Annotated in this window: 19 protein-coding genes and 1 pseudogene; 6 read left to right on the forward strand and 14 right to left on the reverse strand. The window is 58.9% G+C overall.

Features of this window, described 5'->3' with window-relative positions; genetic code table 11:
• Positions 1 to 13: 13 nt before the first annotated feature.
• Positions 14 to 1990: a dynamin family protein gene (locus OS242_RS15030; RefSeq protein ID WP_267152506.1), complete on the reverse strand. Its 1977-nt coding sequence runs from the start codon at positions 1988 to 1990 to the stop codon at positions 14 to 16.
• Between the two features lies 1 nt (position 1991).
• A complete protein-coding gene (locus tag OS242_RS15035; protein WP_267152507.1) occupies positions 1992 to 3641 on the reverse strand; it encodes a dynamin family protein in 1650 nt (549 codons plus the stop codon).
• 184 nt (positions 3642 to 3825) lie between these two features.
• Here OS242_RS15035 and OS242_RS15040 point away from each other — a divergent pair, with 184 nt between their 5' ends.
• Positions 3826 to 4320 carry a hypothetical protein gene (locus OS242_RS15040; RefSeq protein ID WP_267152508.1) on the forward strand — a complete coding sequence of 165 codons (495 nt, stop codon included), beginning with the start codon at positions 3826 to 3828 and terminating at the stop codon, positions 4318 to 4320.
• Positions 4321 to 4465: 145 nt separating this feature from the next.
• Here the strand turns inward: OS242_RS15040 and OS242_RS15045 are convergent, their stop codons facing one another.
• A complete protein-coding gene (locus tag OS242_RS15045; protein WP_267152509.1) occupies positions 4466 to 5443 on the reverse strand; it encodes an ABC transporter substrate-binding protein in 978 nt (325 codons plus the stop codon).
• Positions 5444 to 5564: 121 nt separating this feature from the next.
• On the opposite strand from OS242_RS15045, the gene OS242_RS15050 reads away from it, so the two are divergent.
• The 5 genes from OS242_RS15050 (at position 5565) to OS242_RS15070 (ending at position 10425) form a co-directional block, all read left to right on the forward strand.
• A complete protein-coding gene (locus tag OS242_RS15050; protein WP_267152510.1) occupies positions 5565 to 6575 on the forward strand; it encodes a FecCD family ABC transporter permease in 1011 nt (336 codons plus the stop codon).
• Positions 6572 to 7609, forward strand: coding sequence for a FecCD family ABC transporter permease (locus OS242_RS15055; protein ID WP_267152511.1), 1038 nt, complete (start codon positions 6572 to 6574; stop codon positions 7607 to 7609). Before OS242_RS15050 ends, OS242_RS15055 begins: the two co-directional genes overlap by 4 nt.
• Positions 7610 to 7637: 28 nt before the next feature.
• Positions 7638 to 8441 carry an ABC transporter ATP-binding protein gene (locus OS242_RS15060; protein WP_267152512.1) on the forward strand — a complete coding sequence of 268 codons (804 nt, stop codon included), beginning with the start codon at positions 7638 to 7640 and terminating at the stop codon, positions 8439 to 8441.
• Positions 8442 to 8629: 188 nt separating this feature from the next.
• Complete coding sequence (locus OS242_RS15065) at positions 8630 to 9469, forward strand: IucA/IucC family C-terminal-domain containing protein (RefSeq protein ID WP_267152513.1); 840 nt, start codon at positions 8630 to 8632, stop codon at positions 9467 to 9469.
• Between the two features lie 119 nt (positions 9470 to 9588).
• A complete protein-coding gene (locus OS242_RS15070) occupies positions 9589 to 10425 on the forward strand; it encodes an STAS domain-containing protein (protein ID WP_267152514.1) in 837 nt (278 codons plus the stop codon).
• A 53-nt stretch (positions 10426 to 10478) separates the two neighbouring features.
• Here the strand turns inward: OS242_RS15070 and OS242_RS15075 are convergent, their stop codons facing one another.
• The 11 genes and pseudogenes from OS242_RS15075 to OS242_RS15125 all read right to left on the reverse strand — a co-directional run.
• Positions 10479 to 14960 carry a coiled-coil domain-containing protein gene (locus OS242_RS15075; protein ID WP_267152515.1) on the reverse strand — a complete coding sequence of 1494 codons (4482 nt, stop codon included), beginning with the start codon at positions 14958 to 14960 and terminating at the stop codon, positions 10479 to 10481.
• On the reverse strand, positions 14953 to 15693 hold the full coding sequence (locus OS242_RS15080) for a DUF6063 family protein (protein ID WP_267152516.1): 741 nt from the start codon (positions 15691 to 15693) through the stop codon (positions 14953 to 14955). Before OS242_RS15080 ends, OS242_RS15075 begins: the two co-directional genes overlap by 8 nt.
• On the reverse strand, positions 15686 to 17242 hold the full coding sequence (locus tag OS242_RS15085) for a hypothetical protein (protein WP_267152517.1): 1557 nt from the start codon (positions 17240 to 17242) through the stop codon (positions 15686 to 15688). The genes OS242_RS15080 and OS242_RS15085 overlap by 8 nt, the downstream gene beginning before the upstream one ends.
• Positions 17243 to 17350: 108 nt before the next feature.
• Positions 17351 to 18553, reverse strand: a complete 1203-nt coding sequence (locus OS242_RS15090) for an MFS transporter (protein ID WP_267152518.1) — start codon at positions 18551 to 18553, stop codon at positions 17351 to 17353.
• Positions 18554 to 18643: 90 nt separating this feature from the next.
• Positions 18644 to 19858 carry a DEAD/DEAH box helicase gene (locus OS242_RS15095; protein ID WP_267152519.1) on the reverse strand — a complete coding sequence of 405 codons (1215 nt, stop codon included), beginning with the start codon at positions 19856 to 19858 and terminating at the stop codon, positions 18644 to 18646.
• A 36-nt stretch (positions 19859 to 19894) separates the two neighbouring features.
• Positions 19895 to 20572 carry a C39 family peptidase gene (locus OS242_RS15100; protein ID WP_267152520.1) on the reverse strand — a complete coding sequence of 226 codons (678 nt, stop codon included), beginning with the start codon at positions 20570 to 20572 and terminating at the stop codon, positions 19895 to 19897.
• Between the two features lie 70 nt (positions 20573 to 20642).
• Positions 20643 to 21800, reverse strand: a complete 1158-nt coding sequence (locus tag OS242_RS15105) for a tetratricopeptide repeat protein (RefSeq protein WP_267152521.1) — start codon at positions 21798 to 21800, stop codon at positions 20643 to 20645.
• A gap of 50 nt (positions 21801 to 21850) precedes the next feature.
• Positions 21851 to 22336 (reverse strand): CBO0543 family protein, encoded by a 486-nt coding sequence (locus tag OS242_RS15110; protein ID WP_267152522.1) that lies wholly within the window; start codon positions 22334 to 22336, stop codon positions 21851 to 21853.
• 121 nt (positions 22337 to 22457) lie between these two features.
• Complete coding sequence (locus tag OS242_RS15115; RefSeq protein ID WP_267152523.1) at positions 22458 to 22589, reverse strand: hypothetical protein; 132 nt, start codon at positions 22587 to 22589, stop codon at positions 22458 to 22460.
• A gap of 5 nt (positions 22590 to 22594) precedes the next feature.
• Positions 22595 to 23956, reverse strand: a complete 1362-nt coding sequence (locus tag OS242_RS15120) for a helix-turn-helix domain-containing protein (protein WP_323372960.1) — start codon at positions 23954 to 23956, stop codon at positions 22595 to 22597.
• A 105-nt stretch (positions 23957 to 24061) separates the two neighbouring features.
• Positions 24062 to 24417 (reverse strand): annotated as a pseudogene (locus tag OS242_RS15125) (DUF5704 domain-containing protein); the annotation flags it as partial.

Here is a 24417-nt window from a genome sequence, read left to right on the forward strand (position 1 = left end):
TCTCTTGTTTCCGTTACCCGACCAACTTCTCCAACTCATCACGCACAGCGATCCACTTCTCCACATCGACCTGCGCGGACAGAGCCTCGATCAGCCCGGCAAAATACTCCTCCACCTGCGCCGTCGACTCCCGCTGCAGATCCTCGACGAGGCGGACAAACGCCGCGCCGTACGCGTCATGCAGCGTCGAGCCTGCCTGCGCCAGATAGCCGTCGACCGGTGCGTGCAAGCCTTTCTCCAGCGCATCTTGCATCGCCTGCTTGCCGTTTTTCTCAAAGAAGTCCTTCGCCGACTTGAACAGCGACAGCGAGCTGCTCAGTTCCGACGCGCTGCCCGGCAGCGACTCGGCAAACTCCGGCGTGTCAAACTCCCGCGCCTGATACGTTTCCAGTTGCAGTTTCGGCGCTGCCTGTCCTACCGTGTCGGCGAGGCGGTCGGCGGTGCGCTTGCCGCTCTGGTTGACGTATTTCTCCACGCGCAGAGCGGTCGCCCGCATCTCTTGCCCAAGGTCGTAGCCTAGGAAGCGAACCAGTTCCTCCAACGAACCGCGCAGAGCCTGTTTCATGTCGCGGCCGTCCTCTTGCAGCACCGCCGGGTTGAACGACTCCTTGAACATGTCGCCAAATCGGAAGAACACCCGCTGCTTGACATAGTACAGCAACTCGTCGATCTCCTTGGCGATCGCCTTGCTCTCCGCCGACGCGTCGAGCCCGGCCACGCCTTCTTTGGCCCGGCGCAACGTCTCGTCGGTCACCTTCAGCTTTTCGGCGCGTGCCGACTCGTCTGCCGTCGCCGTCTGGATCAGGTCATCGAGCGTCGCCACGCCGCGCTTAATCTCCGCGACGGCCGCTTGCACGGCGATCTCGGTCAGCTCCTGGATCGTGAAGGAGATAAAGTCCTTTTCAAACGCGCTCATCCCGGCCAGTTCGAGCGCCTCTTGCGCCGGCATCAGGTCGCCCTCCGCGCGTCCCGTGCGCTGGCGGTACACCTTCTCCGCCGAGCCTTGCAGCTGGCCCTTTTCATGCAGGCGGGCGAGCAAGGCCGTCTGGGAAGACACCGGATAGATGCGCGGCATCGAGATCCGGCATTGCACGAGGTTTTTGCGGACGTGTTCCACCACGCCGCGCAGCTCTTCTTCATCCTTCGCGAGGTCGGCCGCGTTGACGAGGAAGAACATTTTATCCATCTCAAACGTATCCTTCACCCGGCCGAGTTGGATCAGAAACTCGCGGTCGGCATTGGAAAACGCGTGGTTGTAGTACGTCACAAACAGCACCGCATCGGCGTTCTTGATGTAGTTGAACGCAACGCCGGTATGACGGGCGTTGATCGAGTCCGCCCCCGGCGTGTCGACCAGCGTGATGCCTTGTCTCGTCAGCGGGCAGTCATAGTACAGCTCCACCCACTCGGCAAAGCACGCCTTTTCCTCTTTCGCGACAAACGCCTTAAACTCTTTCAAATCGACGAGCAGCTCGTGGCCGAGGTGTTCGCGGATCGGAGCGAGACCTTTGGCGACCGCTTTCAGGAAGGAGAAATGCGGTTTGGCATTCGGTTGCACCTGCGTGACATCCAGCTTCGCGATCTCGTCGAGCGCTGCGTCGAGGTCGCCCGCGCTGTGCCCGAACACGCCGAGCGACTGCTGCACGTCCAGCGTGATGTCCGCGACCGACTTGATCTTGACGCGAACAGAGCCGTGCGCGTACGTCTCGGTCGGCGGCAGGATCTTGTTGATCGCCGCCGTCGTCGGATTGGGCGACACCGGCAGGACCATCTCGCCCATCAGCGCGTTGGCAAACGAAGACTTGCCCGCCGAAAACGCGCCAAAGAGCGCGACGGTGAACAGATTTTTCTCCAAGCGTTCCGCACGCCCGGTCATCGCCTGCGACAGCCCTTTCAGACCGGTCACTTCCTGCACCGCACGGGCCGCTTGCCGCAGACGAACGGCCGTCTCGCCCAATTTCCCTTTAAAATCGCCTTGATACGCTTCCATCCTACTTTTCCTCCCCGATCAACAGGCCGAGTAGCTCAGCCAGATACTTCTCTTCTCTCTCGGCCAGCCCGGCCAACGCCGCCTGTGCCTCGATGATCTCCTGTGCAGCCGCCACTTGGGCGCGCAGTTCTTCGCCTTGACTCGACTCCTTGGCGCGCACCGCCTCCACCGCTTTCGTGACAAAGCGCATCGCTTCGTGGCGGTACAGCTCTTTCACGGCGGCGGAGAGGTCTTTGGCAAATTGGTACATATATTCCTCGGACGACAGCCCGCCCTCTTTCACGACGCCCGCGATGAACGCCTCGTCGTAGGACACGGCATATCCGTCATACACAGCCTTCGCATACGCTTCGTCGCGCACGCCCGCCTCTTCCGGGATTTTGACGAGGAGTTCGCGGATGTGCCAGTCGATGTTGGCCTGCACCTTGTCGCGCAGATCGGCCGCCAGCGCAGCCAGTCGAGCAGCCCGCTCCTCTTCCGTCTTTTTCGTCGAGCCAAACAAGAAGCCGACCTTAAACCCAGGCTTTCGGCTCTGCAAATACGCTCCGGCCAGTTCGGTCGTCTGGAATGGCGTGATCTTGGCATTGTCGAGCAACGACTGGATCTCTTTTCGCATCCGCTGCTCCAGTTCGGCCGGTGCCGCCGCATAGCGGTCGAGCTTCTCCTGCGCCGTGCGGGCTGCCTCCAGCAGGTCCTCCACGTTGTCAGCCGCGTCGATCACCGCCTCATAGCGGCGGCGATGCTCGGCGTTTTCCTTCGCCTGCGTCTTGCGATGCTCGTCGATCAGATAGGCGGCCGACGAGACGACGCTTTTGACGAGCAGTTCGTCTTTCTCGGCAAACAAAGCGCCGATCTTTTCCTGCAACGCTTCGAACATATTTTCCTCATGATCCGGCTCAAACAGCGACGTGAAATACAGGCCGTCCGGCTCGATCCCCCACGTTGCAAATCCTTCGATCACCGACTCGCGATAGTCGTCAAACGACAGCTCGAAGTCCATATGCTTGTCGATCATGTTGACGACGAGATAGACCGGTTTCCCACGGTCCTTCAGCGTCTTCGTAAAGGAGAAATTGAGCTCCGACTGCACGTGGTTGTAGTCCATCACATAGAGCACCACGTCCGCGAGGTGGAGCGCCGACTCGGTCGCGACTTTGTGCGCGTCGTCGGTCGAGTCGATCCCCGGCGTATCCATCACCGACACGTTCGGCGTCAGCAGGTCGGTCGGATGCGCGATGTCGATTCGCTCGACGAGATTGCCGTCGGCCGCGTAGTTTTTGATCTTCTCCAGGTCTTTCGCCACATCGAAGTCGATCGTCTCGCCGTTGGTCAGATAAGCGGTCGCCTTCGACACCTCGCCGCCCCGGATCGCGACGACGTTGGCAGACGTCGGGATCGGCGAAGACGGCAGGATCTCGCTGCCGAGCAGCGCGTTGATCATCGAAGATTTGCCTGCGGAGAAGTGACCGCAGAAGCCGATGGCAAACTGCCCGCCGTCGAGCTTTTGGATCAACTCCCGCATCTTCGCCGCGTTCCCGTCATCGCCCGCCCCGTCAAACGTGACGGCGAGCTGGTTCAAACGCTGTTGCAGGTTGTCATGGCGCACCTGCACCTGAATCGTATCTATTTGTTCTTTGGTAAGAGTTGTCATGTCGGAATACCCCGTTTTCCAGAAATTCATCCTTACAATTTTAGCATTCGCGGGACAAAAAAAACAGACACTCTTACAATATGATGTCTGCCCAATTTTGGGTTCATAATGGTTCATTCACAAATCATGGGGCTTTTCTTTCCTTGTGTTCTCCACTATCATAGGAGGACAAGGAGTGATAGAGATGGCTACGACGAAAGATGTATTGGAATCGGCCAAAGCGGAACTGAACAAAGCAATCCGAGGCGAGATCGACACCGAAGACGTGCCGGAAGCGGTCGGCCGCAAAAAGCTGGAGCTTGAAGACAAGATCCTGCGCTACTTCCAGAACAAAGAGATCGAGCGCGAACGCAAAGAGGAGAACAAGATCCTCTTTGAAGAGATCGAAGCATTCTTCCAAGACCTCGAAACGGACGAAGACCTCGTCCTCCAACTCCCGAACGGCGAATACGCCGTGCTCGCCTTGAAAGCATACGTCAAAGACATCTTTGACAAAGACTCGCTCGCCCAAGAGCTGCTGATCGCCAAAGACGAACTGAAAACCCCGTTCGACTACTCGATCCTCACCTCCCAAGGCAAGCTCACCCCGGACATGATCTCCAAACACACGCAAACGGAAACGGTCGTCAAAGTGCGCCTCTCCAAGCGCAAGACCAAACCGAAAGCGAAGAAGAAATAATCACAAAAGACCCCCGGACCTCGATCCGGTGGTCTTTTTTTGACTGCGACCCCTGTAATTTAGACACAAATCCTTTAAAAACAAACAAAAAGAGACGCAGGATAGCGCCTCTTTTGCATCCAAATATTAACGTGTTGTGCCTGTCTTATTTGCCGAGCAGTTTCTTCTCAAGGTCGTCGACCAGCAGGTTCGCCGCTTTGACACCGCCTGCGGTGTTCCAGATCACGTCATCGACTTTGTAAGACTTGCCCGCTTTGACGACGTTGAGGTTTTGCCACAGTGCGTCGCCGGTCCACTCTTTTTCCGCTTTGCTCGCATCGCCGTTGCCGGTCTCATAGGTGAAGTAGAACATCACGTCGCCGTCCATATCCGGAATGCGCTCTTTGGTCACATCGTCAGAGAACTTGTCGAGGTTTTGCTTCTCCGGACGCTTCAGGCCCAGTTCTTTGAAGATGATGCCGGAGAACGTTTGGTTGTAGTAGATGCGGGTCTTGCCCGGCATGAAGCGAACGACCGAGATCTCGGTGCTCAGCTTGTCGCCTGCGTTCTTTTTGAACTCCGCCACGCGGGTGTCCCAAGCAGCCAGCACTTTGTCGCCTTCTGCCTTTTTGTTCAGAGCTTCCGAGTAAAACTTAAAGTTGTTTTTCCACTCGCCGCGCAGAGTCTCAGACATGACGGTCGGCGCGATGGCGTTCAGTTGTTCGTAGACTTTTTCTTGACGCATCTTGTTGCCGATGATCAGGTCCGGCTTGAGAGCGGCGATCGCTTCGAGGTTCGGCTGCGATTCATCGCCGATGTCCTTAACGCCTTCCATCTCCGACTTGATATGCGGGTACCACGGGTCGCCGGTCCACGACTTGACCGCGCCGACCGGTTTGACACCCATTTCGAGCAGTGCTTCGGTGCCTTCGTTGGTCAGGATGACCACGCGCTTCGGCTCAGCCGGCACTTTCGTTTCGCCCATCGCATGTTTGATGACGCGATCTTCTTGCTTTTGCGGTTCAGCAGCCGGAGTTTTTGCTTCCTCACCGGAGCCGCAACCCACCAAACCAACGGTGACAGTCAGAGCCAGAGCCAACAGAGAAACGGCCTTTTTCATCGAGCCGTATGTACGATTCAACATTTTTGCTACACCCTTTCGCGATGCTGATAATGATTATCATTTACATCTCGAATTCTATCCTGCATAATGGAGAGTGTCAACCACGATTTTTTAGAACGCAGGGGGAAAAGGAGCTCTTTAGATGAAGGTCTTATTTTCAAATTCATGGTCAAAATCACTCGGTCTGCTGGTCGCTTTGCTGCTGGTGATCGCCAGCATCCTGTCGAGCATCGTCTTCGGTGTTCTCGATACGACCTGGCAGACCGCCATCGATGCGTATACAAATTTCTCCGGCACCAATGAAGAGATCGTCATCCGCGACGTCCGCGTGCCGCGCGCGCTGATCGCCGCTGTCGTCGGGGCCAGCCTCGGCCTCTCCGGGGTGCTGATGCAAGTCCTGACCCGCAACCCGCTCGCCGATCCCGGCATCTTTGGCATCAACGCGGGCGCGTCGTTCGCCGTCGTGGCAGCGGTCAATCTGTTCTCGATCTCCTCCCTGACCGCGTTTACGTGGATCGCCTTTGCCGGGGCTGCTCTCAGCGGCGTCGTCGTCTACGTGCTCGGCTCGCTCGGGCGCAACGGTCTGACGCCTGTCTCGATCACGCTGGCCGGAGCGGCGATCACCGCGCTGTGCTCGTCCTTCACCAACGGCCTGATGCTGCTCAACGAACGCGCGTTGGAAGAAGTCCTGTTCTGGCTGGCAGGCTCCGTCTCCGGCCGCTCCTTGGAAATGCTCTGGACGGTGCTCCCCTACGCCCTGATCGGCTGGGTCGGAGCGGTCATCCTCGCCCGTCCCCTGCAAACGCTCCAACTGGGCGAAGACGTCGCCAAAGGACTTGGTCAAAAGACCTGGCTGGTCAAAATCGCCACCGGCGTCGTGATCATCCTGCTCGCCGGCAGCGCCGTCGCCGTCGCCGGCCCGATCGCCTTCGTCGGTCTGGTCATCCCGCATCTGGTCCGCCCGCTCGTCGGCAACGACCTGCGCTGGACGATGCTGTTCTCCGCCGCGCTCGGTGCGATCCTGCTGCTGACCGCCGATATCGGGGCCCGCTTCATCGCGGAGCCCAAAGAGATGCCGCTCGGTGTGATGACCGCGCTGATCGGCACGCCGTTCTTTGTGTATGTCGCACGAAAGGGGATCTCCCGCAAGTGAAAAAGTACATCACCTATCGTTCCCATAGATGGCCCGTCTCCTTTCTCCTCGACCGCCGTTCGCTGGCGGTCACGATCCTGCTCGCCATGCTCACCTTCTTTGTCGTCGTGGTCTCCACCGGCATCGGCGAGTTGAAGATCGCGCCTGTCGACGTGCTGAGATCGTTCTTTGGCGCAGGCGACCCGGCCCATTCGATCATCATCCAAACGTTCCGCCTCCCGCGCATCTTCACCGCCCTCCTCGTCGGTGCCGCCCTCGGCGTCGCAGGCGCGATCATGCAAGGCATCATCCGCAACCCGCTCGCATCTCCCGACATGGTCGGCGTCACCGGCGGCGCGTCGGTGGCGGCCGTCGCGTTCATCACCTACGTGCCGACGGCGAGCATCCACTGGCTGCCGGTCGCCGCGTTTGTCGGAGCCGGGCTGATCACGCTGCTGATCTACTGGCTCTCCTGGAAAGACGGCGTCACCCCGCTGCGGCTCGTCCTGATCGGCGTCGGCCTTGGAGCCGGACTCAGCGCGCTGACCAACCTGATGATCGTCCTCTCGCCGATCTACCTGACATCAAAAGCGGTGATCTGGATGACTGGCAGCGTCTACGGGTCCAACTGGACCAACGTCTTCACCCTGCTGCCGTGGCTCGCCGTCCTGCTGCCGCTGGCCTTCATCATGGCCCGCGACGTCAACGTCCAACAGCTCGGCGACGACATCGCGCACGGCGTCGGCTCGCGCGTTGAGAAGCAGCGCTTCCTGCTGCTCCTGATCTCCGTCGGCCTCGCAGGCAGCGGCGTCGCCATCGGCGGTGCGATCGGCTTTGTCGGTCTGCTCGCACCGCACATCGCCCGCCTGCTGGTCGGTCCCGCGTTCGGTGCCCTGCTGCCCGTCACCGCCTGCATCGGCGGCCTGATGGTCCTGCTCGCCGACCTCGTCGCCCGTACCGCGTTCTCGCCGCTCGACCTGCCCGTCGGCATCTTCACCTCGGCCGTCGGCGCCCCGTTCTTCATCTACCTGCTCTACAAGCAGCGGAAAGCATAGATCCCGAGAGAAGGAGTTGTCCAGCACGATGGAGGCATTGGAAACCAGAGACCTGACGCTGTCCTACGGCGCAGACCCGATCATCGAACATTTGAACCTCACCATCCCGCAAGGCAAGATCACCGTCTTCCTCGGCAGCAACGGCTGCGGCAAATCGACCCTGTTGCGGTCGATGGCCCGCCTGATGAAGCCGATGGGCGGCAGCATCCTGCTCGACGGCGAAGCGATTGCCAAACAGTCCACCAAAGAGATCGCCAAACGCCTCGCGATCCTGCCGCAGTCGCCCTCCGCACCGGAAGGGCTCACCGTCCTGCAACTGGTCAAACAAGGCCGCTACCCGTACCAAAATTGGCTCAAGCAATGGACGGAAGAAGACGAGCGGATGGTCACCACCGCCCTGCAACAGACTGGCATGATGGAGTTTGCCGAGCGTCCGGTCGACTCGCTGTCCGGCGGCCAACGCCAACGGGCCTGGATCGCGATGACGCTCGCCCAAGGCACGCCGACCCTGCTGCTCGACGAGCCGACCACCTATCTCGACGTGACGCACCAGATCGAAGTGCTCGACATCCTGTTCGAACTGAACGCCATCGAGCAGCGCACCATCGTCATGGTCCTGCACGATCTCAACCTCGCCTGCCGCTACGCCCACCACATCGTCGCCTTGCAAGGCCGCACGATCCGCGCCCAAGGCGCGCCGGAGGAGATCATCACCCCGGAGTTGGTGCGCAACGTGTTTGGCCTCGAGAGCCAGATCATTCCCGACCCGATCTTTGGCACGCCGATGTGCATCCCGCACGGCAAAGGACGCACCGTCCGCCCCGCTCGGTGAAAAAGTTTCTCAATGATAATGAGTTTCATTGACAAGACGAGCCGGAGCGTCTAGACTGGAATTAAGAGAGAAAGGTTCTCATTTGCATTCATTTACCATGATATAGATCCAGATCCACAGTGGAATTCAGAAAGAGAGGGAGAGAGATGAACGTTTTGCTCGATCGTGAACAAGGGGGTCAATTGCACATGTTGGAACTGCAACGCCTGTGCGACAAACTGCACGAGCGAGACATGTATCTCCCGCTCTATCTGCAGCACGCGCCTGCGGGCATGGAGTCGATCCCGGTCGCGACGCTTCTGACCGAGGAAGGCCTGACCGCGATGATCGACCGCGTCGCAGCGCGGCTTGGCACTGACAACCGGATCGCAGCCGCCTCCCTGTTCCAAAAGCGCTACGCTTCCAAGCTGCTCGCTTCGATCCTCACGCTGATGACCTCGGTGGGCGTGGGACTGCTCGCCGACAGCGACTCGACGGAGCTCGTGTTGGAAGACGGGCTGCCTGCGGGCATTCTGCTGCGTCAGAGCGACGTGCCGCTGGTCTACACGGAGCGGCTGCTCGCGATCTTCCCGGAGATCGACACGACCGGCTGGACGCAGGTCAAAGACACCCGCCAGTTGCGCAAATACGTCTTTGAAGCGATGTTCGAGCACAACATGTTCCAGTTGATCTACCACATCACCTCGACCGTCGGCCTCTCGCCGAAGGTCATGTGGGGCAACATCGGCAACTTCTGCGCTTGGCTCTACGACGAAGAGCTGATCGGTCGCCCGCACATGCGCGCCTTTGCGCTGAGCGACCGGCACGCCGTGATGAACTCCATCGGCTACGGCGCGGCCCTGTCCAACACGTACGACATGGTCGCCCTCCCCGAGGTCGGCGAGGACACCTGCGTGCGCGTCCGTCACACCTGTTGCCTCTGGAATCAGATGCCCGGTCAAGAAAAAAGCTCTTGCGTCACCTGCCCTCGCCTCACCCGTGAAGAGCGTGTCGCCCGACTTAAAAACCAAGGCCCCCTGCACAAGTAGGGAGCCTTTTTTATTTATTTGAACTGGACGTTGTGTAAACTCGCGTGTTTTAATTGAGGTTGGACTGTAATACGCTAGATACCAGCAGGCTTTTTATTGTCGAGGAGGAGGAGACTGATTTGAGTCCCATTGAGAACGTATCGGCCTACCTGATCCGGGAAAAAGAGCGGGTCGGTGCTGAGATCACCCATAAGATCTTGACCGACCTTCAAGTAGACATCGAAACGCTGGTCCAGGAAGAAATCGACCGCAGCACGCACACATTCGGTATCTTGGTCGAACTGATGGGCAAGGCGCTCATCCACCCGACGAGCGAGATCTTTGACGAGGTCGTGAGCTGGAGCTCCGCCCTGGGCGAGGACGCGGCCAACCGCGGCGAGAAACTGGACGAGACACTGCAGGTGCTCCCGAGCATCCGTTCCGCTTTTATCCGATACATCGGAGACCTCTCCATCCAACATGACCTGCCGCTGCATGAGGTCCTGACGATCAACGAGCGGATCAACTACACGCTCGACATCGCGATCAATCAGACGGTCAAGGCACACGATTATTATAAAGAGAAAAAGATACAAGAAGCGTACGAAGAAGCCACCTCCCTGTCGGCGCCGATCGTCCCGATCCACAAAGGCATTGCGATCCTGCCGTTGATCGGCTCCATCGACTCCTACCGGGCGGCGCACATCCATAAAAATGTGATCCCGCGCATCTCCGAGTTGCATCTCAATACGTTGATCATCGATCTGTCCGGCATTCAGGTGATCGACTCCTACGTCACCGACCACCTGTTCAAGATCTACAACGTCCTGCGCTTGATCGGCATCCACGTCGTCCTCACCGGCATCCGCCCCGAACTGGCCCAAACGGCCGTCGGCATCGGCTTGGACTTCTCCCGCATCGAGGCGTACCTGAACGTGCAACAAGCGTTGAAACGTTTGGCGATCCCGGCTGTGTAAACAAAAAAGTGCCGCCCCTCTATGGGGCTGGCACTTTTTCTTTTACCTGCTCACTATTCCAACAGCAACGACTTCTGCTCCGTTTCGACTTCTTGATCGAAGTCGATCTCGTAGAAGCCGGCCTCCATCACGCTCTCCGGGCGGCGTTCCGTGGATTGGATCACGGAGCGGCCGAGGGCCGGGACGAGCTTGAGGGAGTAGACCACTTCGAACAGGTCGTAGATCGACTGTTTGTTGTGGTCGGAGAGGCAGATCATCTGTACGCGGTTCGCCTGCGCCAGTTTGAAGATCACCTGCAGGAGATGCGGCGACGAGACCACGCCGAACGGGTTGTCGGCGAGCAGCACCTTGGAGGCGTTCTCGATGCCCGACATTTTGGCCCGCAGGTAGGACAGCACGGCGATGAACATCGCAAAGCAACCGGTGTATTGCTCGCCGCCCGACCACTTCATGATCTCCGACCAGTGGTCGTAGCGGGTCTTCTCACCTGGCACCTGCTGCGGCTTGAACACCTTGATCCGCGCTTCTCCGATGGGAGCGACGACGTTGAGCAGATGCTTCGAGGAGAGCTTCAACGTCAGCCACTTCTCGATCTCATCTTCATCCTCCTGTTTGCTCACCTTCGCCTGCAGTTCCTCCGTCAGCGCATGCAGATACTGGCTCATCATGCGCAGGCCGACCGGCGACTCCCATTTCTCCTTGAGCTGGATGTCGATCGCCTGCACCTTTTTGCCGCGATAGTCGATCTTGGTGTACTGCGCGATCGATTTCAGGTTGTCGTACACGCGCTCGGCATGTTGCAGGCAGCGGTGGACCAGCTCTTCCTTGGCCTCTTCCAGCTCCTCGCGTTCCAGATGCGCCTTTTCGATGTAGAGCTTCATCATCTCAAAGCACTTCTCAAACACCGGCCGCACCTGCTCGATGTCGTACATGTCGCCTTCCGTCTTCGAATCGATCACCGAGCGGATGAACTTCTGCACGATCTTCGACTCATATTTATCAATCGAACGCTCAAAGCGGTAAAACTCATCATCCAACTCACGGCGACGTTCCTCAGTCGCCTTCGTCGTCTTCGAGAGCGCCTTGTCGAGCTCCGTCACCACCGAGCCCGGCTCCTGACGCAGCTTTTTCAGGCGATCCTCGGGCAGCTCGAGCGGCTCGCACTCGATGGCAAACGCCGACAGAAGCGTCTCCACTTTCTGCAACTGCGTCTTGGCTTCGTCGTACGATTTCTTCGTCTCCGCCAACGCGCCCTCGTTTGATTTGCGCTGCGTCCAGAGATCGTGGAGCGTCTCTTTCAAACGCTCCTTCTCCGCCGCGAGATCGACCTCCGCGCCAAAGTCATACGCCGGACGGTCATAGTCTTTCTTGACCTTCTTCTCTTCCGTCTCGATCTTGCCTTCCGTCTTCTTCAGCTCGGACAACAGAGCGGTGCGCTCTTTCTCCACCGCCTTGCGCTCGTCTTTCGCCTCGGTGAGACGAGCTTCCCAGTAAGCCAGTTCGGACGCCGGAGGAGCGGCTTGGAACGCGCTCAGTTGCTCGTCCTCGATCTTCTGCTCGGCGATGTAGGCGCGATTTTCCCGGATCGACTCTTCATGCGTCTGGATCAGGCGCACCAGTTCATCGCGGCCGACCGACTTTTGGGACAGCAGATCGGTCAGCGACTCCAGTTTGCCCTGCACCGTGTCATAGGTCAGACCTTCGTCCGCCGGGATCGCCACGACCGCCTCCCCCGCCGCCGACGAGCCGATATACTGCTCATACTCCTTCTGCAACGCCGTCAGCTCGGCCTCCAGCGCAAACATCGCCGGCAACAGGCGATCTTCCTGCTCGCGGGCTTCCTGGCGGGACTTGGTCGCTTTCGTCTGCGCCGCTTTCAGCTCTTGCTCCAGTTCCTGCTGCTCGCGACGCTCCGCTTCCTTGTCCTTTTTCTCCGCAGCCAGCGTCGCAAACGGATCGAGCAGCCGCAGTTTTTCACGAAGGACTTCCAGCTCGTCCTGCCGCTCCTTGATCGCCTTCTTCGTCTCGACGATCTCCGCACGCAGTTCGGTGATGCGGGTCGCATACCCGGCGAGCTCCGCTTCCTTCTCTTTCCGCTTCAGCTCCAGCGCATCACGCTTCGTCTCCCAGCCGGCGAGCGGATCTTTCCCGTATTGCTCAAAATATCGGACCAGATCGTCGGCGACCTGCTCGATGTGACGTCGCGACTTTTCCACCACGTCCATCTTCTCCGCGATCTCCATCAGCTCGCGGTCGAGCGCTTCCCGGCGGCGGTCCAGCACCTCCGAGGACAGAAACGAGCGATACCCGCCGTGAAAGCCGACAAACGCCGCCCCGTCATTGCCGAGAGCCAGCAACTGCCCGCCAGCCTGCGCAGTTTCCACAGCCGACGTCGCCGCCACTTCCGCAGCCGCAACTCCAGCCGACGCAAACACAGCCAGCGGCAACAGCGGGATCAAGCTCTCGAGCTGCACGCCTTCCCAGTCCAATCGCGGATCGCGCAGTTTCATCAGATCCGCGTCTGTCAGCAGCAGCGCATACGGCAACTCCGGGTGCGACCGGACCCACGACTCGCGCTCTTCCGGCTCCCGCTCCTGCAACCACTGGGAACCGGGGACCGACTCGATGCCCCAGTCGGCCAACACCTGTTGGAAATGGAGCAGATCCCGGCTCGGCACATAATGATCGCTGTCGGCCAGCAGCTTGCGTTTTTCCTCCAACGCGCTCTTCTGCCCGGCATGGCGACCGTACTCCGCCGCATAGCCTTCCCGCTTTTCCGTCAGCCGCAGCTCCAGTTCCGCCCGCGAGCCGTGCAGGTCGGCGCGCTCCAGATCGAGCAGCGACAGCCGGGCCTGCATCTTCTCCTTCGCCTTGGCAAACTCCTCGATCTTACCTTCGAGCTTTTCCTTGTCCCGCTTCACGACGCGCAGAGCATCTTTCTCCTTCTCCGCGTCGCTCTGCACCTGCTCGATCTCTTGCTCGCGGGACTCGATGCCCTGCTCCGCCTCCCGGATCGCGTTCGTCGCTTCGATCTCTTGCCAGCGCAGGTTGTCCCGCTCCGGCACCGGATTGTCCACGATCTCATCGGCCGCCGAGCCGAGCGCGTCGCGAACCGCCTGTCTTTGTTTCTCATACTGCTTGAACCACGAGTTCAACTCGCCGCTCGTCGTGCTCAGCTCGTTCAAAGCGGCGGCGAGACGGCCGATCTCCTTCTCCGCCTGCGCCTCGACTTGCTTCCAGTTCAGGCTCTCCGTCTTTTTGCTCTCATGGTCGGCCTTGAGCACATCCTGCCGCTCCTGCCAGAGCGTGAGAAACTGCCCCTTCAACCGGTTCAGCTCGTCGATCAAGTCCTCGTTCTGCTTATCCAGCCCGGACAGCGTCTCGTTGTCGCGAGCCAGCCGCTTTTCGAGCTCCTTGATCTGCAGATACTTCGGCACCGCCCGGTACAGCCGCACGTTGGCCTCCGCTTCCACTTCCGCGTCGGCGAGCTCCTGCTCCTGCACCGCCATCGCCGAGGTCTTCTGCTCCCCCTCGCGCAGTTCCGCCTGCAGCACGTTCACGTCGAGCGACGCCTGCTTGTACTCCTCTTCGCGGATCTGCGAGAGGAGCACCTGCACGACCTCATCGAGCGCCGTCGCTTCCTCCTCGCGCTCCGTGACCATCTCCGCGAGCAAGCCCTTCAGCGCCGCCAACTGCCCTTCCAGCGCCGCCTTCTGCACCCGCGAGTCGGAGTACGCCGCCACGCGGTCGACCACCGAGCGGCCCGACTCTTCGATCAGGTGGAACTCCTCCAGATTTTTCTCGATCTGCGGGATGCGCAGCAGCTTGTCCTTGTATTTCAAAAATGAATGCGCCAGATCTTGCTTCTCCGCATCGTCTTGGAAGATCGCCTGATCCACCGTCGGGATCAGCAGGTTTTCCAGCAGGGTCTGCTCCGTCTTCGAGCGGGCGAAAAATCCGTCCATCCCGCCCTCCGACCCGTTCGTCGTGCGGATCGCCAGCCACTCTTTCTCATAGATGTGGTACTGAGCGATATGCTGGATATACTTGCGCCGGTCATGCTGCGAGAACGTCTGCACCTTCGACTCTTTGCGCAACATCTGATAAAAGTCCTGATACGAGATCACCCGTCCGTCGTTCACGAGCGGCATCTTGGCGATCCCGAGCTCATCGGCGATCTTGTAAGGATAGACGTAGGTGAAATATTTCAGCTCGCCTTCCTCATCGGCCGCCTTCGTAAAGCACATCCCGGTCAGCAAAAACTCCCGCTCGCCAAACGTATCGAGCTTCCATTCCACGAGGATATGCCCGGTGTACCGCTCATGAGCCAGCAGGTCGACCATCCGTCGCGACCCCATCACCGCGCCCGGCAACGCCGCCTGCATGACCAGTTGCAGCCACAGCGTCTTGCCGCCGCCGTTGGCGAGGTTCAGCAGCGAGTTTTTGCCGTGCAGACGAAACAGCTCGTCGGCGTACTGCTTGCCGCCTTTGTCATACTGGATATTGACCAGTCGGATTCGATTGATGCTAGGCATAGAAAATCTCCTTCTGCTGGATCAGGGACAACAGCTCGTCCTTGCGCTTTTGATGCGCGTAATACTTGCGCACCATATGGTCGAGCTTGTCGGTCGGGTGGATCTCCGCGTCGACGGCGACCTTCGCCAGCCCCTCTTCCTCCAGGAAGCCCCAGACTTTCAAGATATAGCTGACCCGCGCTTTGTGCCCGGCCCGCTGATTGGTCAGCGTCTCGTCAAACGCCGGCATCGAGTGCCAGTGCTCCGCCACCGTGGCAAAATTGAACTCATGCTCCGCCGACAGATACTGCCCGTAGTCGCCGGTGCCGAGCATGTGCAGTTTCTCCGTGATATACTGCTCCAGCTCCTCGATCGGCACATACTGGCGCACTTTCGTATTCATATCCTCCGAGTTGTAAAACATCGCCAGCGTTGCGAGGATCACAAAATAGCACAGATACAACTTCAACCCCATCGGCACATTGTCGCTTCGGAGGCCGAGTTTTACACGCAGTTCATCGTTCGTATACCCGAACACGCGATTGTCCAGATGCGGCGTGACGTACAATTTATCACCGACGCCGAGGATCTTGATCCCCGCCTCTTTCTCGATCATCTGCGCAACGATCTCCTGCGCGGCGGGGTCTTCTTTATAGGCAAATACGAGATCGCGATCCTTCTCATCCGTCTCGCCTTTCTCCAACAGGCGAATGAACAGTTGCAGGGCGCGCTCGACGCTCTCTTTGCTATACATACAGCCCCTCCTTATAGAATCGGAAGTTCGACACCGTCCAGCCTGCCTCGTCCGCCAGTTGCAGCGTCTGCGGCGGATCGCCGTGCGCCACCGAGATCTCGACCGTGCCGAGCACCTCCAGCTCCGGCATCTCGTTCAACAGTTGCACGAGCAGATAAGGCAGATTCGTCTCATCCGAGTCCAGAATCTTCGCCCGCGTCTCCTGATCCATCTGGAAATTGACCGGGCTCATCTGATGCAACTGCACGAGGAACGGATAGAAATCCCGCGCATTCACCACGTCATACAGCCGCTCCGGCGGCAAAGCTTGCAGCATCTCATGCAACGTCAGCGTCTGCTCGGACAGCATCGGCTCGAACACCATCTTGAGATAATCGGTAAATCGCCCATCGCGAATCTGTTTATATTTCACCTTCGGATCATCCGGCGACGTCTCCGTCTCCTCCGTCGGCAGGTCCGGCTCGACCTTTTCCGTCTCCTCCAGTTGCACCTGCACGACCTGCGGGGCAAACGCCCGGTGGATGTTAAACCGCTTGCGGATGTTCAGCGAGAACAGCGGCTCGATCAGCCGCTTCACATTGTCGAGCGACGTCTGCTCGCGAAGGACCGGGTCGAGAAACTCCCGCTCAAAATTGACCTTCGACCGGAATCCCGACACGATGCCTTCCTCCAGCGCCTCCAGCACCATCTCCTGCAGGTCGAGCTTGTCGGCCAGCAGTTTGTTGTGCAGGTTGATGACCGTGTTCAGCCGCTGCGCCAGTTCCACCAGTTGGTTCAACGCCCGCTGCTCCTGCTCGCCCTCGCGACGCGCTTCGTAGTTGTCGCGCGTCTCGCGCAGCAGATTGTTCAGCTCGTCGAACATCTGCTTTTCCTTTTGAAATTGCTCGCGGATCGCCGAGAGCATCGCTTCATATTTGGGCAACGAAAACTGCGACACGTCGCGCTTGATCGACATCTTCATCCGTTCGATCTCCTCGCGCAACTGGCGCACATCGAGGCCGAGCGCGGCGACGGTGCTCATCGCATCTTCGAACACGCCCTTCTCGATCTGCTGACGGAGCAGGATCTGCGAGATCGTGATCCGCAGTTCCTTGTACATCTCCCGCGTCTTGAACAGCAGATCCAGCCCGCCGTCCGACAGTTTAAAGCGGATCTGCCCGGAGGCGACGTGATAGGTGCCGTTTTCGATCAGATGAAACACGTGTCTGTCATCTTCATTGGTCTGCAAATTTTTATAGGTAAACTCAAACGCCCGTCCGTCGTTGCGCAGCGCAGCCAGCAGATACGCGGCCAGATCGCGCGCCTCCTCTTCGCCGAGGCGTTGACCGTAGCTCTCCTCAATCGTCTTTTGCAAAAACCGGGCGACGTCGTTGTGATCCGACTCCAGACGCCCGACCAGCATATGCTCCAAGATCAGCAGGAGGACGCCGACGCCGAGCGCGAGCAGATCGAACTCCTGATACTTCCGCAACTCGCGCAGCCGAAACAGCGGCCAGAACCCGGCGATATTTTTCATTCGCTCATGAAAATCATGCAAAGCATCCCGCACGGACACTTCCCTCCCATCCTCTCATACCCTACTGATTCTATCGTATTTCGACAGAAAAAAGTAAGGAAAAAGACGCCTTTTCAGCGTCTTTTCCCATTCACCAAATCTTCAGTTCGCCAACGTCCCCGTCGCTTGGAGCGGAGCCGGTTTCGAGGCCATGCCCGGCAGCCACCAGCCGAGCAACACGCCGAGCACAGGGAACAACGCCAGCCCTTCGATCACGCGCACGATGCCGAGCTGATCGGCAAACATCCCCATGAACGACGCACCGACGCCGCCTGCACCGACGGCAAAGCCGATCACGAGGCCGGAGACAAAGCCGATTTTGCCCGGCACGAGCTGTTGGGCGTACACCACCGTCACCGCAAAGGAGGACAGGGAGATCAGCCCGACGAGAAACACATCGACGTACAGCCACAGCCCGTCCAAGTGAGGCATCAACAGCGTGAACGGAATCGATCCCCACATCGCAAACAACACGATCTTTTTGCGCGACACATAGTCGGACATCATCCCGCCGACAAACGTGCCGATCACGCCTGCAAACAGAAACAGAAACGTGAAATACTGCGCCGTCTCCACGCTGTAGCCGAGGTCGTTGATCAGATAGAGCGGCAGAAAGCTCGCCACCCCGCTCTGAATCCACGAGCGCAGCACCACCACGACCACGAGCAGCGTCAACGCGCCGTACCTGGCAGGAGCGGCTGTGACAGCGGCTGCCATCTTCTTCGCCGCACGGGAGGCGGCTGTCGTCGCCAGGTACCAGCGGGCGATGACCAGCAAGGTCACGATGGCGAGCAGCGGCAACACGGCAAATCCCAGCGCACCTTGCTGGCCGAACGGGAGAAACACCCACGCGATCATCAGCGGGCCGATGGACTGACCAAAATTGCCCCCGATCTGAAAAATCGACTGCCCGAGCCCCTTCTTCGGCCCGGCCGCCATGCTCGCCGCCCGGGAGGCTTCCGGGTGAAACACAGCCGAGCCGATGCCGATGAGACCAGCCATCGTCAACAGCGACCCGTAGCTCTCCGTCACCGACAGCCCGACCACACCGACACAAGTCAGCGCCGCCCCGAACGGCAGAAGGTACGGCATCGGCTTCTGATCGGCGACGATCCCGATAAACGGCTGCAACAACGTCGCCGCAATCGTCGACACCAGCACGATCACGCCAAGCTGTGCGTAATTCAGATCCATCGACTCCTGAAACACCGGCAACAACCCCGGCACAATCGCCGTCACCGCATCATTGATCAGATGCGCGAGACAGATCAGCCAGAGCATTTTATAGGAAATGGCAGGATTCATCGAACCGAGTCTCCCATCTATTCGACACACGAAATAAAACTCTCCCTCTATTCTATCAAAAAAACGCCTCACAAGGAGGCGTTTCTTTTCCTACTTCTTCGGCTTCCCCTTCGACTTCGAGGACGCCTTTGCCTTTTGCTTCGACTTCGGCGCTTCCTTTGCGGTCGGGGACGGGATGCGCTTTTTCGTGATCTTGCCTTGGTCGATCTGCTTGGCCCAGATCTTGATGTCGAGCGCCTTTTCGAACTTGCGCAGGATAAACTTCTCCTCCGGCGCGACAATCGACACCGACGTGCCCGACTGCGTGCCGCGTCCCGTGCGGCCGGAGCGGTGCACATACGCATCCACATCGGCCGCCGGGTCGAAGTGGAACACGTGCGTCACGCCCTCCACATCGATGCCCCGTGCGGCCAGATCGCTTGCGATCAGCAGCTCAAACTTCCCGTCGCGAAATCCGTTCATCGCCTGTTCGCGCTGGATCTTCGCCGCTTCGCCGTGCAGCCCTTCCGCCGTCAGTCCGAGCTTGCGCATCTCATGCACCAGCCACCACACGCGATCCGGCTCATTCACAAACACAATCGCCTTCTTCGCGTCATACGCCCGCACCAGGCGGCGCAGCGTGTCCGCCTTGTCCTGCTTGCCCGTGCCGAACCACACGTGCTCGATCCGCCCGGAATGCTCGCCAAGGCCCGCCTTCACCTCGACCGGATGACGCATCCATTTCAGCGCGATCTTCTTCGCCTCCGCCGACACCGTCGCCGAGAAGAACAGCAACTGGCGGTCACGCAGCGTCGAGTTGATGATCGTCTCCACATCCTCGACAAAGCCGAGCTCGATCATCTGATCGACCTCATCGACCGTGATCGACTTCACCTCATGCACCTTGATCTTCTTGCGCTTGATGATCTCCAGCAGACGCCCTGGCGTCGCCACCACGAGATGGGGCTTTTCCCGCAGTTTCTCGATCTGACGGTCGATGTTCGCCCCGCCCGGCAACGCCTGCGTGCGGACCTCACTGCCTTCCGTATACCGGCGCGCCTCCGCCTCGATCTGCACCGCGAGCTCGCGGCTCGGTGCCAGGATCAACACTTGCAGATCCCGCTTGTCCGGGTCGATGCGCTGGATCAGCGGCAACAGATACGCGAGCGTCTTGCCCGACCCGGTCGGAGCCTGCGAGACCACGTCGCGGCCTTCCTGTATTTTCGGGATCGCCTGATCCTGCACCGGCGTCGGCGACGCGATGCCCGCCCGCTCCAGAGCGGCCAGTTGATAAGCAGGCAGATTATATGTAGCAAACGATGTCATCTTTTCCATCTCCTTCAGAGATAGGATACCAGACCGTTACCGATACGTCACCGCCTGTGCACCCATCCCTTCCCAACTGCGTCGAAAACTCGCCCGATCCACCTGCCGCACCGAGCACGTCAGCGGATCGTTCACCGTCACCGTCTGCGGCCCGTAGCCGACCAGCAACACCGCGTGCTCGCTGAACGTCGCCTTGACCGTCCCGTCCGGACCGCGCCAATACACCCACGCCGCCGGCACGCGAAACTGCGTCGTCGTCCACACCACCACCGGCCGTCCCGCCGCCACCGTATCGAGCAGCGTCTCAAACGGACTGCCGGTCAGATCGACCGCCTTTCCCGGCATCCTCGCCTCCAACAGATCGCGCACCGGCCCGTGATACACGCCGTACCCGCGCAAACGTCCCGTGATATCGCCGACAAACCCGCGATTCGGATCGCCCCACGACAGCGTGCGCCCTTGTCCGTCGCGCACTTCCGGCGTCAGATCCTTGCGCAGCTGTGCGGCCAGTTCCATCTTGCTCACCGGCTGACCCGCATGCCGCAACATCATCGCCAGCGACGTCACCTCACAGCCGTTGTACAGCTCCGGCTTTTGACACATCACCGGCACTTGCAGCCCTGCTATCTCCGGTCTGGCCGCCGCTGCGGGCATCGTGCCCGCCAGCCAGCACGCCGCCATCAACCCGCAGAGCACACGCTTTGTTCCCCTCATCGGCGACAGACCTCCTCACTCGAAAAGCGTCTGCCCCTAGCGTACCAAATTCAGAGAAAAACGATTCTCCTCATCGCCCGCTTCGCTCGATGTCCTCCACCTGCAACAGCAACGTCTGCGCCTCTTCCTGAATCGCCGAATCATACGCCTCCGTCAACAGTTCCTGCAAAATCGCTTTCGCCAACCCCGTGTCGCCCTTCTCCGCCAGCAGCGCCGACATCGTCAGTTTGGCCCGCCCGTAATGCGGGTGAAGCAGCACCGCCTGACGCATCGCCTCCACCGCCTCCTCCAGCAGTTCAAACTGGGCATAGAACACGCCGAGATTATAAAACGTCCGCGCATGCGGGTGCTGGCGGAGCATCGACGTCAGCGACTGATGCGCCACTTCCCACTGCTCCGACTCCCACGCCACCTGCTGCAACAGCCCCAGCACCAGCAGATTGTCCGGTTGCTCCTCATGCGCCTCGGCCAGCCCGATCATCGCCTGCTGTGCCTCCCCTCGCTTGGCCTGTGCCAACGCCTGCCGCACCTTCTGTGGCATCAAACTCAGCGTCGCCTCCTGCCGGTCGGCCAGCGTCGCGATCAGCGGGAACGGCGGCAGATACTCCTTCTCAAACGTCTCCGCCTTATACGCCAGCGTGTCGCCGACCGGATCGGCCAGTTTGCGCGCCGCCTGCGAAAAAGGCAGCAGCCCGACCGTCCCGTTGGCCGTGATCATATCGGGAAACGCCTGCAACGGCTGCAACGGCGGATGCATCATCCACACCGCCCCGCGATGTTGCACCAGCCACTCACCCCAGTACGCGCCGAGAAAATAATACAGGCTCTCCTCCGCCGGCATCGCCGCCTCGCGCAGCACCTTGGCAAACCGCTCATACTCGCGGTCGGCCAGTTTCTCCTTCACTCGCGCCCCGTCAAACAGCGGACGCAGTTCATCCGCCAACAGATATGTATTAACAAACGCATCCACATGCGTCGGATCTTCATCCTCCACCGACAACCGCACCCGAAATACCTCCCGGGCCGTCGCCGCAAACACGTCCGCCGCCGCGCGCAGGTCCTCACGCCCGACCTTCCACCCGGTCAGCGGGCGAAACGGTGCGGACCTCTCCCGCAACAACGCCAAAAACCGCCCGACCTCCGGATTGACCTCATCCGTCACCCGTGCCGGCGGCTGATAATACGCTTTTTCCTCATCCGTTTCCAAACGCACATAATCGGCTCTCATCCACATGTCAACCTCCCCTTACAGCCAACATCATACCACATTCCCATCTTCTATTTGTCCCGTGAATACAACGGCTCCTTGATCAACCATCGGTACAATCCATAGAAAATCAAATACGTCATCAAATACAACAAAAACGTCTTGTAGATCGCCCAGCCGTGTCCATAATCGATCAGTTTGGTCTGTCGCTCCAACAGCCACTCCAACAGGCAGAGCACCACACTGTACACCAGCGTATACACGATCTTCCAACTGCGCTTTTTCGGCATCAACGCGATCCACAACACCACCGTCGCCGGAAAAAACAGCAGATCATAGACGATTGAAGTTTTGAAAATACTCGGAAACCAACGCACCGGATGCTGCCAAAACCCATACGAGATGCCGATGATATTCGCAATCCCTGAATAAAAGTCGGCGGAGATCGCCACCGTATAAAACACTCGCAACTGTTGCCGCCGCATCAAACCGACATAGATCAGCATGCACGCGCTCAGCAGCCCGAAAAAGACCATCACCCACTCATCAAGTATCATCCCAAAGTCCCCTTCAACACGACTCGTACCCCTCTCATTTCTTATCTCTTTCTTATGCTTTTATTCAGCCATAAAAAAAGTCCACTTCATTAAGAAGCGGACTTTCGATTCGCATGATCGCTTAGATAACAGAAGTGCTGATCACCGTCGGTGTCGGCGGTTGTACGACCGCCTGCTCCGACACGTTTGCAAAGATCCCCAGCGCCATCGCCAGCACACAAGCTGCGAAAGCAAATCCAGCTGCTTTTTTCATCCCTCTCATCTCCTCATCCCAAATTCCAAACTCCGCTTGTGATACGCCGTCGCCTTGCGATACATCTCCAAAGCGCGGGAGTCCCCCGCTTCGTCAAATGCCTCCGCCATCTCGACCGCCAACTCATGCGCCTCCAGCAAGACGTGATGTTGGTCCAAGATCGCCAAAGCCTGCTCCAAGTCTTCCGCATAGCCTGCAAAATCACCTTGAGCACGCTTGAGTTGACCGTGCAGGTGCAAGACCTTGGCTTTCTCACGATACGTGTTCAATCCCATTTTACGCCCAACTTCAAAGGCCTTGTCAACATATTCGTGCGAAGTGGAAAATTCCTGCATCTCGAGATGAATCGCAGCTCCGTCCAGATACGCGTTGCACAGATATTGATCGTCCTGCAGCAACTCCAGCAATTGGATCGACCGCCGCAAATGCGTCACCGCTTGACCAAACTCGCGGCGTTTTTTATAGAGCATCGCCAAGGAGTTGAGGATCAACGCTTCATCAAACAGCAGTTTGTTGTCCTTCACCTCGCGCAACGTTTCCAGGTAGATCCCTTCCGCCTTTTCCGACTCCCCGAGCATGTCGAGATATCCGGCCTTCATATAGGTCAAGCGGATGCGAAACATATACTTGGTCAGCCGCGTCGCATAAAGCTCCGCCTTTTCCGCATAGCGCAACGCCGTGCGGTAGTTGCGCATAAAGAAATGACACTGCGCCAAATTGAACAAAATGGGCAGCAACACATCGTCATCATGCGCTTCCTCCGACGAATCAAAGCTCTCATCCGCCCGCGTATATGCGTCATACGCGGCGATCACATTGCCTGCCATCTGATAAGCTTGGCCCAGTTCATACTGCAACCGGACCTCCTGCACCTTCTTTTGGGCAATGCCCTCCGCCAAACTGTCGGCCGCCAACCGGATCGCCGCCTGATAGTCGCGCATCAACACCAACAACCTGCACTGCTGCAACACCGCTTCGATCAGCAGATCCGGATAGCCGAACTCCCGGCTCTTCACCGCCACCTCGCGAACCAGTTCGATCGCCATCGGGTAGTTGTTCGTTACCGTGGCATCCTTCGCCAATCGGAGCGACTCCGTCATCTCCTCCAGCAACGGATCGACCGCCTCGATGCGCTCCACGCTCACCCCGAGCCGCTGCGCCATCTGCCGGAGCAACGTCCGGTTGCCGTACGTCTTGCCGTTCTCCACCTTGCTGAGTTGACTCACCGAGCACAGCCCCTCGGCCAGCTCGTCCTGCGTCATGCCCTTCAACAATCTATATTTTCTCAAATTTTTGCCAATTAATCGGTTTCGTTCCTCAATATCCACTTCGAGCAGCATCACTTTCACCTCGATGTGTTCCTTCATCAGATTATAAATAGTATAGCGTAAAGCTGTAACACTTTGTAGCACGTAAGAAAAAAACGTTATCGCCGATTGGGTACGGAGACAACGTTTGGAAGTTTGAGTCCTTTAATGCGTTTGATTCGAATCAAAATCATCCCGCGACGAACGGTCGGCATCGTAAAACATCACATCGCCGTCCTCCGTCGCGAAGAAACGACCATACGGATCGGTGTAGCCGGGGGTAAAACCTTCCATCCGCCATTGATTGTTCAGCGGCGCGTAGATGTATTGAAGGTAAGGGTGGTCCGTGTCTTTGTTGCGGATCGTCTCGATGTTGAACTTGACGATGATGTATCCGTTTTTCAAAAACACGTCCGACTTGCGATCCAGTCCTCCGTGCGTGCGTCCGTAGGCGGCGAGATCCGTGCCCTGCGGCACGATGTACGGCGCGGCTGGCAAGCTGTATTGGCCGTACCATCTCT

The sequence above is a fragment of the Tumebacillus lacus genome, assembly GCF_026410385.1.
Lineage (GTDB): Bacteria > Bacillota > Bacilli > Tumebacillales > Tumebacillaceae > Tumebacillus > Tumebacillus lacus.